The sequence below is a fragment of the Kordia sp. E genome, from assembly GCF_056033805.1.
In genome coordinates this window covers 400,973-414,033 of sequence record NZ_JBRASR010000006.1, presented here as the reverse complement: position 1 = coordinate 414,033, position 13,061 = coordinate 400,973, and the positions used below count along the sequence as shown (strand labels likewise).

The following is a 13,061-nucleotide window of genomic DNA, read 5'->3' as shown; positions in this document are numbered from 1 at the left end:
GAATTTACCTGCTTCAAATCACGTATCAAAAAGTTCGATTTTAAGCAATTTGAGGTTGACGAAACTTTGACTTTTCAGACAACCTTATTTATAGACTAAAAATTTTATTGAAAAATTACAGGCAATGTATTCTTAGGAATTTTTACAATATGATACGGTTGTGTAATCACTGTAGTTGCAGCTCCTTGTGGAACAAGATCTGTAATTGTTACAAAAATATTTTCTGAGTTTGCATTAACAGTAATGCCTAATTCATATCCACCATTTCCTCTAACTTGGTCAATGGCAACAATAACTGTAAACGCAGAAAAATCAATAGCTGTTTCTGTAAAAGAATCAGAAGTATTGTTTACAGCATCTAATAGTGCAATCAATGCGTTCCATTCAGTTTCCGAATTAATTATAAGGTTTTGTTCAACAACGCCTTGTGAAGAACCACCGTGTAGATTTCCTTTACCAATAAGCGTGGTTTCAATGGTTGTTGTTGTTACTGCTTCAGTATCATCTGAGTTACAACTCAATAAGAATAAGGAAAAAACAAAGAGTATTAATGACTTTTTCATAAAATCGGTTTTTATGTTATGTATCTGTAAGATACATAATTTGTAAAATGGTTGCGTTTAATATTTCGTTTTTTGCCAAAAAACAGCGCCTAAAAGTAGTCCTAACATTAAATATACACTAGCAATTTCCATCCTAATTGCATCTAACTTTTGTTGTGTTAAGGTTAGAATAATTTCTTCTTGTTTAAAAAATAATACAATCGTAATAGCGAGTAAAATGCCCAATCCTAACAATTCAGGAATCCAGCGTTTTTTTAGTTGTACATAAATATGACTTGTCAAAAATCCCCAAATCCAACAAACAAGAAGCATTTCAGCAGTAATAGTTGTTGTTTTACACAAATACAATAACAATGTGAAAAATAGGGCAACCAAAAGCAACTGTTGTATTGTTTGAATGTACTTATGAAGCGCGTATTTATCTTTTTTAAAACAAAAGAATAGTGTGGTTAAAAAATTATAAATCAATAAGGTGCCAGTAGTAATGTACAGAAAATACATAAGTGTATTCATGAAAAGCATAGTTAGGTTATTTCTTTTTAAAAATACGCAAATCACACTACTATGAAATACCTAACAATGGGGAAATTCTTCTTCGCGATAAATGTCAAACCTTAAAAGTGAAAATATTTCTTATCAGCCTATAATTGATAAGTCATAACAGAAAACAATCAACCAATTACAATTCATCCTTAAAAAAAGACAATTCAGTAGTTTCTTTTTTTCTAATATGGCGTTTTGTGAGATATTTGAACCATCAATCAAGAAGAAGTATATCAATCAAATCAATCAAAAAATGATCAGTATCGTATTCATCATCATCCAAAATCTTGCTACATATGTAGCAACAATCATCTAAAACAACATCAATCATTAACACAAAAACATCATCAACAATGAAAAAAGTACTATTAATTTTAAGTTTTATCTGTATTGCTTTTACTGTAAATGCACAAACAAAGTATGAAAAAGGAATGCAAAAAGCATTCGATTTAGTAAAAGCAGATAAAGGCGCTGAAGCAGCAAATTTATTTGAACGTATTTCAGAAGCTGCTCCAAAAGAATGGTTACCTTCCTATTATGCAGCACAAATTAATATTATGAGCGGATTTGCCATTAAAGATAAAACTAAGTTGACGCTACAATTGGAGAAAGCACAAAAACAATTAGACCATGCATCAAGTATTTTGCCAAACAATCCAGAAGTAATGGTTTTACAAGCAATGTTATACACAGTTTGGGTAGCATATGACGGCGCAACATACGGAATGAAATATGGCGGAAAAGTGGCTGAAATTTACGCAAAAGCACATGCAATTGACAAAAACAACCCGAGAGTATTATTGTGTAAAAACGAATGGGACATGGGAAGTGCACGTTACTTTGGAAAAGATACAGCACCGTATTGCGTAGTATTTGAAACAGCATTGGAAAAATTCAATACATACAAAGCACCAAGTGCATTTCATCCTAGTTGGGGAAAAGATCGTGTAGAATATTTAATTGCAGAATGTAAAAAGTAAGCAACAAACGTTCAAAAATCATTAGTATATTTGAAGGAAAGCCATCATAACGATTCAAAAGAAATGAAAGAATTTACCAAAGTTATAAGTGTCGGACTTATTATAGCAGTTGTGTTACTAGGTGTAGATTTAATATTTAGATACACATCAGGAAATGTTATTCATTTCAATCAACGTTTATTGATTGCCTTGGGATACTACTGTATGTATTCTGTTGCTATAAGCATTGTTAATTCATATTTCTTTGAGTATATCAATTTTAAAGTTAATTGGACACCAAGCACAAAACGGTATAGACTATTAGCAGGAATTATAGGATCGATTATAATTACCATATGTACGGTTTTTTTAGTGCGAATGATACAGGAAATTGGAATTGAAGGTGAATCATATAAAGTATTTATAAAAACAGAAAGTTCAGCATTTTACTTTAGAGCATTACTCATTACAATCATATTTTCAGCATTCTTTCATGCATTGTATTTCTATAAAGAATTACAAAAGAAGAAAGTAACCGAGCAAAAAATTATTGCAGGAACGGCTTCTGCACAGTTTGATGCTTTAAAAAATCAATTAGATCCACACTTTCTGTTTAATAGCTTAAATGTACTTAGTTCGTTGATAGATGAAAATCCGCGTCAAGCGCAAAAATTTACGTCAGGATTATCAAAAGTATATCGATACGTTTTAGAACAAAAAAACAAAGAATTAGTAACTGTTGATGAAGAATTCAAATTTGCTAAAACGTACATGAGTTTATTAAAAAAGCGCTTTGAAGATAGCATCATTTTTGAAGTCCCTGAAAATGCGAGCAATCCAGAAAGTAGAGTAGTACCATTGTCATTACAACTATTATTAGAAAATGCAGTAAAGCACAATATGGTAACACCAACAAAACCGTTACACATAAAAATATATGAAGATGGAGGAAATTTAATCATACAAAACAATCTTCAAGAAAAACAAATTGTAAAAAAGAGTAGTGGTGTAGGTTTAAACAATATTAGACAACGATATGACTTACTTACACAACGCGAACTATACATTAACAAAACAACATCGGATTTTCAAGTAGCAATTCCGATGCTAACAAAACAAGTAGAAATTATGAGAACAAAAGCACTAGGTCCAGGAGAAGAGTCTTTGGACGATCAATATATAAAAGCACGTAAACACGTAGAAAACTTAAAAGGGTTTTATTATAACTTATTAGCATACTGTTTAGTTATACCATTTTTAATCTTTATCAACCTAAAAACGGTACCACAATTTCACTGGTTTTGGTTTCCAATGTTTGGTTGGGGAATTGGAATAGCTTTTCATGCCTTAAGTGTTTATTTTGAAGACGGACGTTTTGGGAAAAACTGGGAAGAGCGAAAAATTAGAGAATATATGGAACAAGAAGAACGCAAAAGATGGAACTAATAGAAAGCAATACAACAGACACTCACGAAAGACCAACACACGCACAAAGTGACGCGTACATAAGAGCAAAGCAAAAAGTAGCTAATTTAAAAGGGTTTTATATACACTTGTTTGTATATATTATAGTCAATACATTCATCACTTGGCAGCAAGTATCAGAACATATTGGCAATGGGAAAACACTAGAACAAGCGTTTCAAGATAGTGGAACATATATGCTTTGGATCGTTTGGGGATTTGGAATAGTATTACACGGACTTAATGTTTTTATCACTAACGGTGTATTTGGTCAAAAGTGGGAAGAACGAAAAATAAGAGAATACATGGAAGATGCAGAAAGTCATGCTCGGAAATAAAAGATAAAAAATGAGCTATCACAATTAGTTGTTACTAACTAATATGATTATTCGCAAATTCCATCTTACATAACTAATAAAACGAAAACAAGATGAAAAGATTACCATCATCATCAAAATTTAAAAACTACTCAGAAGAAGAGTTATATATGCAAGCTCGCAAAAGAGTAGAAAAGATAAAAGGATTCTATGTGCATTTTGCAGTATACGTTATTATAAATATATTTTTGTTATCAATTATTGCGGTGAATTTAGATAAAGGAGAAAGTTTCTGGAAATTCGGACACTTCTCAACAGCATTCTTTTGGGGAATAGGAGTTGTATTTCATGCACTTGGTGTATTTGGCATAAACATACTATTTGGCAAAAAATGGGAAGATCGAAAAATTGAAGAATATATAGATAGAGAAAAAGAACGTAGTAAAGGTTGGGAATAACGAACAACCAAAGAGCGTAGCGACCTAAAACCTAAGACCTGTTACATCGAGCGCAGTCGAGATGCAAAACCCAAAAACAACTAAACGAAAATGAAAGTAATCATCATAGAAGACGAAAAACCATCAGCACGTCGCTTAAATCGAATGTTAGAAGCAGAAAACATGCCTGTTGATACCATGTTGCATTCTGTGGCGGAATCTATAGAATGGTTTCAGAATAACGAACATCCTGATTTAATCTTCTTAGATATTCAACTATCAGATGGATTGTCTTTTGAAATCTTTGAAGAAATAGACATTAAATCGGCCATTATTTTTACAACTGCGTATGATGAATATGCATTGCAAGCATTTAAGTTGAATAGTATTGACTACTTACTCAAACCAATTGATGAAGATGAATTGGTTGTAGCAGTTGAAAAATACAAAGCACGAGCGCCACAAACACAAAACGTTCAGCTCAACTTTGATGACATCAAAAAATTATTAGTCAATCCAATAGAAAGAACCTATAAAAAACGATACACGGTAAAAGTCGGACAGCATTTAAAAATGATTCCAATTGACGAAATAGAATGTTTTTACAGCGAAAACAAAGGAACATATGTACATACTACAGAAGGTAGAAATTATCTCTTAGAAACGTCGTTAGAACACTTAGAAGATGAATTATCTCCAGAACTCTTCTATCGCGTAAGCAGAAAATTCTATATCAATATCAATGCAATTAAAGACATTGTAAGTTACACCAACTCACGATTGCAAATAAAATTAAACAACTTCAAAGAACAAGAAATCATTGTCAGTCGAGAACGTGTAAAAGATTTTAAGAACTGGCTTAATTAGTTATAATTATTAGTATTGAGTGATGAGAAATGAGTATTGAGAAACGATAAAAGTTCAGATTCCGCCGTATTTCCCAATTTCACCTCAAAAATCACTCGAAAAGGCATTTATGTTTTAAATTGAAAAATGCTTTTTACCCAAAACCCCAACTCACTAACACCAAACGACAGCTCACTATCATTTTTTTTAGTAGCATATTTGTTTTATTGACTTTTATACTTGAAATTTAAAAACAAGTATGATGATAACAAAACGACTATGTACAGTACTAGGAAGAGTACTTCTTTCCACCGCTTTTATAATACTATTTATTTTTGGCTTAGAGTTGATAAGGTTTAATTTTGATGTTGATAAAGGAAGCAAAGTGATTTTAGAACATTTTGGTTCTATGGTAATAGTTTTTTTTATAACTCTTTTATCTTTTTTTATGACTAATGAATGGATGCGGGTTAAAAATAAACTACACAAACCTTTTCCTTATTTTTTATGGATTTTAGTAATACCAATACTAACATCAATTATAGTAGTTCCAATTTCAAATTATTTCCTTGAAGGAAAAACTAATTTTATTCCTTCACTTAACATTTTGATAGAGTCAAATATCATTATGATTGGTAGTATTATGTTATTTTTTGGAATCATTCATTATTTAAAATATAACTATAAATCTAAAAAAAGCTACAGCAAAAAAAATATATTACATAGTACTATAACACTTAAAAAATTACTTTTATATACATTAGGGCTGTCAATAGTATATTCAGTTATTATATATACAGCTATGTACCAATACATAGGGCTTGAACTAATAGAGATGCTTTTTCTATTTTTTGAAAACTATATAATTGGTCTTACTGTCTGGTATTTAGTACGTTATATTAATAAATTTCTAGAACAGAAAATTTCATTCTTATCATTACTAATAGTTACGGTTATTGGAATTGTTGTAATCATGCAATTTATTTTCCCAATGCTTTATATGACTAGAATGTTGATTGCATATGGATATGATGCTTTTATAAAAAGTCTTGATTTCTCTCTTTATGATAATATTACTATTCATATTTATGAAAGTATTTATGTAATTTTCTGCACACTATTTTATCAATTTTTATACTTCAATAAAACACGTACTATTGAACAAAAAGCATTTAAAGCAGAAATAGGAAAACAAACAGAAAAGTATGAAAGTTTACGTCGTCAATTAAGTCCACATTTTTTGTTTAATAATATAAATGTATTAACTGCTTTGATTGAAGAAAACCCTAAAAAAGCTGTTCATTTCTCAGAATCACTAGGAAATATTTACAGACACTTTTTACGCCAAGAAAATGAAGATGTGGTTTCACTAAAAAGCGCACTTGCATTCTCAAAAAATTATTTAAAATTGTTGAAATATCGCTATGAAGAAGCGTTCAATTATGTATTACCAGATACAGTTGATTCAAATCAGTATATCATTCCGTTAGCATTGCAACAAGTCATTGAAAATACCATTAAACATAACGAAGTTTCAACCGAAATGCCTTTGCAAATTATCATTGGAATACACGATGATTATTTGGTCGTGCAAAATACAAAACAATTAAAGGCCAATACAGAAACGACCAAAAAAATAGGAATTAAAAACATAAAAACACGGTATGCTTTTTTAACTGAAAAAAGAGTCATTATTGAAGATACAACAACTTCATTTATGATTAAATTACCACTTTTAAACATGGAAAACGCATGAAAGCATTAATCATAGAAGACGAGATTCCATCGAGTAGAAGGTTAGCCCGAAAGTTAACAGCAGCAAATGTTGAGGTTGTTGTAGAACTTTCCTCTATACAGCAAGCGATTTCATGGCTACGAAAAAATGAACATCCTGAAGTGTTTTTTGTAGATATTCAATTGGGTGACGGATTAGTATTTGAAATTTTTAAAGAAGTATCAATTTCAAGCTATATCATTTTTACAACGGCTTATGATATGTATGCATTGCAAGCTTTTGAATATAAGAGCATTGCGTACTTGTTAAAGCCAATTACAACCGAGAAATTAGCGGAAACAATTACCAAAGTGAAGAGTTTTCAAACGATTCCAAATCGAATGGAAGAAATTCAACAACTGATGCAACATACAGATGAAACGACTTCAAAGAATAATTTTGCAGTGAAAGTTGGACGAAAAATTAAAATCATCAAACTACCTGAAATTGTATGTTTCTATAGCGAACACAATACTACATTTATACAAACAACGAGTAGTCAATCTTTCCCGATTGATTATTCATTATCATATTTAGAAACGGTTTTACCGAAACAAGTATTCAATCGTGTCAATCGTAAATTTATTATACACAAAACGTTCATCAAAGATATTTCAAACTATACCAATTCGCGATTACAAATCAATTTGAATAAGTATGCTGAGCAAGAAATCATTGTCAGTCGTGAACGTGTAAAAGATTTTAAGAACTGGCTTAATTAGTTTTTAAATGCGTGCATTGTATCCTAGCTTAGATGTACTTTATGAGATAATTTAGATCTAATAAAAGTGCATAAAAAGCGAACCGAAGTTCGCTTAATACTTAAATCAATTTGTTTACTTAGAATGTTTTACAAACATGCTGATCTCCATCTGTAAACCAAACATGATCTGGCTCATGTGGATCATGTGCATCAGTTTGCCCACATGTGTGAGATGGTCCTGGTCTTCCTCCGAATAATTTAAAATTTGAAATTGCTTTTTTGTTAAGCTCTAAATTTTTGAAATTCCTTCTTTTCATAATTTGTACTGTTTTTAAAATTAATAATGATCAATGATAGTAAGAAGAAAAGTGAAGCTCTAAGAAGGTATATGACGATTCAGGGAATTTCATAGTATGCATAATAGAATTCACTGAATTGCGAGTGTTTTCAGATGATTACGGGAGTAATTATTGAAGAAGAATTTAGTTTTTTAACAAAAAAACTATTTTTTACTCACTAAATAGCAACAGAAATGATGAATGAAAGTAAATTGTAATTATAAAAATGAAAGACAAAAAAAGCGAACCGAAGTTCGCTTTAATTATTAACCTGTAGTAAAACTACACCATGATGGAAAAGTTCTGCAAGCCATTCCACCACCATCAGTGAACCAAACATAATCATCATCTATTGGAGGTCCAATAGGATCATCATTGCATCCATTTGATTGTGGCGCTCTTCCACCAATCGCGTTAAAAGTAGCAACAGATACTTTGTTGATTTTTAACGATTTTAAATTACGTTTTTTCATAATAAAAATTTTTAAGATTAATACTTAGTAGTTCCTATATCAAGAAAGTGTTACCCGAAAAAGAAGATTGTTTTTAAAACTATTCATCCATACGATTATCGTCAAAGTAGAAGGTGAAATATGAATTCATAGTATAGCACTTATAAGTACTTTAAGTACGCCTCAGTTTTTCTTTACTCAAAAATATACTCCAGTCACACAACGAAATTGGTCACTTACTCATTTGTTTTTCTTTTCGACTGATAATCAGACATCTTTGAGCTGTGATTAGTCCAAAACAATACGAAAGGCGTATGCTGAAAAGCCTTAAATAGAGTAAGCATTTAATCTAAAATTTTTTAATTATGAGTTTAGTAGGAGTATATAAAAACGATGATTCTGGAGCAGTATTAGAAATTACTACTGTAAATGATACAACTGGTCAAGGAAGTGGAAACTTTACTATAGGTGATGTTTGCATTGGAGTATCAATTGGTTATCACTTTATGAGTTCAGGAGGAACAACAATGTTATTTCATGGAGCTGTAAATGATCCAAACCATTATACAGGCGCATCTGGATTTGGAAATGATACTGCTGCTAGTATCGGAATTCGATTAGCAGGCGGAGTTACATTAGAAAAAGTAGTTATTCCTTTTTCTGGATTTTTTAGAAAACAATAAGTATAAAGTTGAACTTATATTAAAAGCATTCTTTTTACGAAAAGGATGCTTTCTCTTTGGAAGAAGTTTTGCTTTCAACTCAAAACCAAAAAAAGAAGCGAGTCTAAAAATTAATCTTCATCCACACGATTGTCATCAAAGCCAGAAGGTAAAATATTAGGGATAAATTTAATGACGAAAGGAAGTAGTAACATACCGCCAGGTAGCATAAATATTGCCAAACTTGGAATGGTTTTGAAAATGTCTAATAACTGATCTTTTACTTTTTTCTGTTCTTCATCAGTGAGGTTTCGAACCGTTGATTGCGAAAGTAAAATCATTAATTCTTTGCTTTCTTGCAATTCTTTTGACAAGCGTTTTTTATTTCGAGTAATCAATTTAGAAACCATATTGCTAGAGTTTTCATAGAAACTCTGTACCATATTCTGTGATTTCAATAACTTAATATCATCTTTATGTGTTGTGTAGTATTGATGAATATCGTCGGTAGCTTTTAGTATAATTTCTTTTGAAATATGTAAATCATGCGCTAATTGATTTAAAAATGTACGCTCTTGATCGTCAATAATTTTATCACTCCAAAATGTCATACATACCAAATCGACAATGTATTTTTTTGTCAACGGATGGGTTATGTGAATCAGCACATCACTATAATGTAATCGTACGCGATTGTCGTAACGAAAGGAAGCTTCAAACAGTTTGATAAGGCTTTCATCATACGTGCTTTTTTCAGTTTTTAAATCGAGTGCCGCAAAAATAATGGTTTCAATAGAAGATTCTATTGTACGTAAATATGCATCACTCACTTCGCCTGATAACAAATACTTTTCATATGCCAACACATCTACAAAAAGCAATGTATTTGTGATAAAATAATTGAAGTTCTTAGTAATTACATTATCATCAATTGCAATTCGTTTATTGATCATACTTTCCAGTAAATCGTATGATTTCTTTTTTCCTAAGAATAATTCTTCAAAGAATGAACTCTTATAATCGTCTACAATGTTGTAAAAATCTATGATGCTTTCTAAAAAATCTTCTTCAAATTGATGATACTCATGAATAAACAAAAAAGACAGAATGATATTTATTTTACACAATTCATCATGCGTATAATCATTCTTTTCAACCTGATTGAACAACGTATGAAAGTTTGTCCCATAGATAAAACCACACTTTTTTAAGTCAGTATAGAACTCATCTAAAGTATGTGCTTTTTCCTTTTTTGGAAGCGCACGATACTCTTGCAGTAATTTTTTTATCCAACCTTTTGAAGAAGGGTTCATGGTAGCTGTGTATTATAGTGACAAAAATAAAGCTACTCGGTTAAAAGTAGCTTTATCAATATAGTATTTATTTTTAAATTTTATTCGATAATTCCGCCACAGCTTACACGTGCGCCAGCTGCTCCAGATGGTTGCGAGACAAAATCATCCGTTCCTTGATGTACAATAATTGCTTTTCCGATAATATTTTTGTTATCGTCATCACATGTAATGCACCATTCGTCTGTTTCAAAAGTAATTGTTCCGTTTCCTTTAGCATCTGCTTCAAAGTTTCCAATATCTCCTTTATGAAATCCAGTTTTATCACCCCATTTTCCATGTGGTTGTGCAGTTGGATTCCAATGTCCACCAGTTGATTTCCCGTCAGGAGAAGAACAATCTGCTTTTGCATGAATATGAATTGCATGTGTTCCAGGTGTTAAACCTTCCATAAGAGCAATCATTTTTACAGTTCCTTTTGTTTCTGTAAAAACTACATTTCCAGATACTTTACTGTCACTCTTTGGTGTCAAAGCAAATTTAATTTTCGCTTGTTCCACAACTTTTGGAGCTACAGTTTCTGTTTTTTCTTCCGCTTTTGGAGTAACTTCCTCTTTCTTTTCACCTTTACAGCTTACGGAAATTAGTAGCAATCCAACGGCAGCAATTAGGATTCCTTTTTTCATTATTTCTAGGTATTTGTTTAGTTTAAAAATCGCGATTAACAAGGTAAGTAGATAATTAAACATACGCAAAGAATAAATTACGTTTAAAAATTTACATGCAAATGACCTAACCTTTAAAAGGAGTTTCTTTTTTCAAATACAGATCTAAAAATTTTAGAATTCGACTGTTCGCTTCAATCTGATTTTCCTTCTTTACAAAACCATGTCCTTCATCTTCAAATAAAACATATTCCACCGGAACGCCGTTTTTCTTTACACCAGCAACAATTTCATCAGACTCTATTTGTAAAACTCTCGGATCTTTGGCACCTTGTAATACCATTAATGGCTTGGTTACTTTATCTGTATGGAAAAGTGGTGAAATTCTTTTTAATCGAACAGAATCTGCCGTATGTGGATTTCCTAGTTCTAAATACAATGCATCTTTGAATGATTCCCACCATGGTGGAATGCTCTTTAAAGTTCTAACCCAATTAGTCACACCATAAATATTAACACCGACATCAAATTCTTCTGGAGCATATGTAAGCGCAGCCATTGTCATATAACCTCCATACGATCCACCAATAATTCCAATTTTGTCACCGTCAATTTCTGCTTGGGAAGCCAACCAATTTTTACCTTCAACACAATCTTGTAAATCACCTTCACCATGATTTTGGTCGTCCATTTGGAAAAATGTTTTTCCATAACCACTACTTCCTCTATTATTTACGGCAAGCACAGCATATCCATGATTTACTAAATATTGAATTAATGGTCTAAAAGATTGTCTCGATTGTCCACCTGGACCTCCATGAACCCAAACCAAAGCAGGAACTTTTTTAGTCGCAGAAGCTTGTTTTGGTAAGTAATAAATGGCAGGGATTACGGTATCATCAAATGATTTATAACGAATTACTTTCGCGTTCACCATGTCATTTAAGTCTACCGTTTTGTTTAGCGTATTGGTTAATTGTTTTAAATTTTTCGTAGCCAAGTCATACACATATAAGTTTGAAGGCGTATTAGAACCACCAACATACAAGCGCATTTTAGTTTCATCTCTAGAAAAACCAACATTGGTAATACTTTGATTTTCAAAATTTGGCAATTCAATGTTTTTCCCAGAAGCAACATCTTGAATTTCAATAGCATTTTTTGCATCTTCGTTGATATACGTAACACGATATGTTCCGCCATTGGTCACATAACTTCCGCTAATGTCCCATGGTCTTTTGATAACTTCTTCATGTTTTCCGTCTGATAAATTATATTTCATTACATATGAAAATTCAGCATTTACATCAGTTGAATAATACAGCGCAGCATTATCACTTGAAAATTCTTGTGCAACATTTGAACTCATCTCACGATTTACTTTCGTTAATTTCTTTGTGCTGATCGTATAGACAAATAAATCGCTATCACTTGTATTAATTGTTTTAACCAATGCAATATGATTTTTATCATCAGATAATTCAGAAACAGTATAACCTTCCTCATTTTTGTAAATGATTTTTGATGTGAATGTTTCTAAATCCATTTCATGCAAATCCATATAACGACTGTCGCGTTCATTGGATTCATAAAAAAAGCTTTTCTTATCTTTTGCCCATTCAAAGAAAGAAGCTCGCGCACCTTTTTTCGTTGTCAATTCCGTAGAAGTTCCATCAATATTTTTTACGAATAGATGGAAAATCTCGTCTCCATTATTGTCCATTCTGTATAAAATACGATCATCTTCCGGGAAAAATGAAACTGAATAGATTGAAATACTATCCGATTTCGTAATTGGCGTGTAATCACCACCTTTTGTAGGAACTGTGTACATATTGAAAATTCCTGAACGATTACTCGTAATCAATAATTTTGATTTGTCTGAGGAAAAACTTCCGCCAAATACACGTTCGTTATCCATGATTTGCTCAATAGAATATTCTTTTACATTCTGTGCAACGTCTTTTTTGTCAGCTTTCTTTTTATCGTCTTCACACGAAACAATCAAAAGCATTAATGCGAATAGTAAACTTAATTTTTGCATAA

At 31.5% G+C, this 13,061-nt stretch carries 15 protein-coding genes; 8 read left to right on the top strand and 7 right to left on the bottom strand.

The window, feature by feature from the left end:
* Positions 1-104: 104 nt before the first annotated feature.
* The gene (locus ACUUYC_RS23785) at positions 105-563 is read right to left on the bottom strand and encodes a protease complex subunit PrcB family protein (RefSeq protein ID WP_474270035.1); all 459 of its coding nucleotides are present in this window, start codon (positions 561-563) and stop codon (positions 105-107) included.
* Positions 564-620: 57 nt separating this feature from the next.
* Positions 621-1,076, bottom strand: a complete 456-nt coding sequence (locus tag ACUUYC_RS23780) for a hypothetical protein (protein ID WP_474270033.1) — start codon at positions 1,074-1,076, stop codon at positions 621-623.
* A 383-nt stretch (positions 1,077-1,459) separates the two neighbouring features.
* Between ACUUYC_RS23780 and ACUUYC_RS23775 the strand changes: the two genes are divergently transcribed.
* The 7 genes from ACUUYC_RS23775 to ACUUYC_RS23745 all read left to right on the top strand — a co-directional run bounded on the left by ACUUYC_RS23775 (position 1,460) and on the right by ACUUYC_RS23745 (position 7,625).
* Positions 1,460-2,086 (top strand): tetratricopeptide repeat protein, encoded by a 627-nt coding sequence (locus ACUUYC_RS23775; protein ID WP_474270031.1) that lies wholly within the window; start codon positions 1,460-1,462, stop codon positions 2,084-2,086.
* Between the two features lie 63 nt (positions 2,087-2,149).
* Positions 2,150-3,511 carry a 2TM domain-containing protein gene (locus ACUUYC_RS23770; RefSeq protein WP_474270029.1) on the top strand — a complete coding sequence of 454 codons (1,362 nt, stop codon included), beginning with the start codon at positions 2,150-2,152 and terminating at the stop codon, positions 3,509-3,511.
* Positions 3,502-3,867, top strand: coding sequence for a 2TM domain-containing protein (locus tag ACUUYC_RS23765; RefSeq protein ID WP_474270027.1), 366 nt, complete (start codon positions 3,502-3,504; stop codon positions 3,865-3,867). The genes ACUUYC_RS23770 and ACUUYC_RS23765 overlap by 10 nt, the downstream gene beginning before the upstream one ends.
* Before the next feature lie 92 nt (positions 3,868-3,959).
* Entirely contained in the window at positions 3,960-4,304 is a 345-nt protein-coding gene (locus tag ACUUYC_RS23760; protein WP_474270025.1) for a 2TM domain-containing protein, read from the top strand.
* A 90-nt stretch (positions 4,305-4,394) separates the two neighbouring features.
* Complete coding sequence (locus ACUUYC_RS23755) at positions 4,395-5,150, top strand: LytR/AlgR family response regulator transcription factor (RefSeq protein WP_474270023.1); 756 nt, start codon at positions 4,395-4,397, stop codon at positions 5,148-5,150.
* A gap of 814 nt (positions 5,151-5,964) precedes the next feature.
* Positions 5,965-6,885, top strand: coding sequence for a sensor histidine kinase (locus ACUUYC_RS23750; RefSeq protein ID WP_474270021.1), 921 nt, complete (start codon positions 5,965-5,967; stop codon positions 6,883-6,885).
* Positions 6,882-7,625: a LytR/AlgR family response regulator transcription factor gene (locus ACUUYC_RS23745; RefSeq protein WP_474270019.1), complete on the top strand. Its 744-nt coding sequence runs from the start codon at positions 6,882-6,884 to the stop codon at positions 7,623-7,625. The genes ACUUYC_RS23750 and ACUUYC_RS23745 overlap by 4 nt, the downstream gene beginning before the upstream one ends.
* 118 nt (positions 7,626-7,743) lie before the next feature.
* On the opposite strand, the gene ACUUYC_RS23740 is transcribed toward ACUUYC_RS23745, so the two are convergent.
* Complete coding sequence (locus ACUUYC_RS23740) at positions 7,744-7,923, bottom strand: hypothetical protein (RefSeq protein ID WP_474270017.1); 180 nt, start codon at positions 7,921-7,923, stop codon at positions 7,744-7,746.
* A 287-nt stretch (positions 7,924-8,210) separates the two neighbouring features.
* Entirely contained in the window at positions 8,211-8,417 is a 207-nt protein-coding gene (locus tag ACUUYC_RS23735) for a hypothetical protein (protein ID WP_474270015.1), read from the bottom strand.
* Between the two features lie 344 nt (positions 8,418-8,761).
* On the opposite strand from ACUUYC_RS23735, the gene ACUUYC_RS23730 reads away from it, so the two are divergent.
* Complete coding sequence (locus ACUUYC_RS23730; RefSeq protein WP_474270013.1) at positions 8,762-9,079, top strand: hypothetical protein; 318 nt, start codon at positions 8,762-8,764, stop codon at positions 9,077-9,079.
* A 110-nt stretch (positions 9,080-9,189) separates the two neighbouring features.
* Here ACUUYC_RS23730 and ACUUYC_RS23725 read toward each other — a convergent pair whose 3' ends face one another.
* The 3 genes from ACUUYC_RS23725 to ACUUYC_RS23715 all read right to left on the bottom strand — a co-directional run bounded on the left by ACUUYC_RS23725 (position 9,190) and on the right by ACUUYC_RS23715 (position 13,059).
* Positions 9,190-10,371: an LETM1-related biofilm-associated protein gene (locus ACUUYC_RS23725; protein WP_474270011.1), complete on the bottom strand. Its 1,182-nt coding sequence runs from the start codon at positions 10,369-10,371 to the stop codon at positions 9,190-9,192.
* 80 nt (positions 10,372-10,451) lie between these two features.
* Entirely contained in the window at positions 10,452-11,036 is a 585-nt protein-coding gene (locus tag ACUUYC_RS23720; RefSeq protein ID WP_474270009.1) for a superoxide dismutase family protein, read from the bottom strand.
* Between the two features lie 106 nt (positions 11,037-11,142).
* Positions 11,143-13,059: a S9 family peptidase gene (locus ACUUYC_RS23715; RefSeq protein WP_474270006.1), complete on the bottom strand. Its 1,917-nt coding sequence runs from the start codon at positions 13,057-13,059 to the stop codon at positions 11,143-11,145.
* Positions 13,060-13,061: the final 2 nt, after the last annotated feature.

Coding starts and splice junctions, on each gene's coding strand:
- ACUUYC_RS23775 (WP_474270031.1), top strand. CDS start 1,460: ATGAAAAAAGTACTATTAATTTTAAGTTTTATCTGTATTGCTTTTACT.
- ACUUYC_RS23740 (WP_474270017.1), bottom strand. CDS start 7,923: ATGAAAAGAAGGAATTTCAAAAATTTAGAGCTTAACAAAAAAGCAATT.
- ACUUYC_RS23760 (WP_474270025.1), top strand. CDS start 3,960: ATGAAAAGATTACCATCATCATCAAAATTTAAAAACTACTCAGAAGAA.
- ACUUYC_RS23780 (WP_474270033.1), bottom strand. CDS start 1,076: ATGAATACACTTATGTATTTTCTGTACATTACTACTGGCACCTTATTG.
- ACUUYC_RS23730 (WP_474270013.1), top strand. CDS start 8,762: ATGAGTTTAGTAGGAGTATATAAAAACGATGATTCTGGAGCAGTATTA.
- ACUUYC_RS23755 (WP_474270023.1), top strand. CDS start 4,395: ATGAAAGTAATCATCATAGAAGACGAAAAACCATCAGCACGTCGCTTA.
- ACUUYC_RS23785 (WP_474270035.1), bottom strand. CDS start 563: ATGAAAAAGTCATTAATACTCTTTGTTTTTTCCTTATTCTTATTGAGT.
- ACUUYC_RS23750 (WP_474270021.1), top strand. CDS start 5,965: ATGCTTTTTCTATTTTTTGAAAACTATATAATTGGTCTTACTGTCTGG.
- ACUUYC_RS23765 (WP_474270027.1), top strand. CDS start 3,502: ATGGAACTAATAGAAAGCAATACAACAGACACTCACGAAAGACCAACA.
- ACUUYC_RS23745 (WP_474270019.1), top strand. CDS start 6,882: ATGAAAGCATTAATCATAGAAGACGAGATTCCATCGAGTAGAAGGTTA.
- ACUUYC_RS23715 (WP_474270006.1), bottom strand. CDS start 13,059: ATGCAAAAATTAAGTTTACTATTCGCATTAATGCTTTTGATTGTTTCG.
- ACUUYC_RS23770 (WP_474270029.1), top strand. CDS start 2,150: ATGAAAGAATTTACCAAAGTTATAAGTGTCGGACTTATTATAGCAGTT.
- ACUUYC_RS23720 (WP_474270009.1), bottom strand. CDS start 11,036: ATGAAAAAAGGAATCCTAATTGCTGCCGTTGGATTGCTACTAATTTCC.
- ACUUYC_RS23735 (WP_474270015.1), bottom strand. CDS start 8,417: ATGAAAAAACGTAATTTAAAATCGTTAAAAATCAACAAAGTATCTGTT.
- ACUUYC_RS23725 (WP_474270011.1), bottom strand. CDS start 10,371: ATGAACCCTTCTTCAAAAGGTTGGATAAAAAAATTACTGCAAGAGTAT.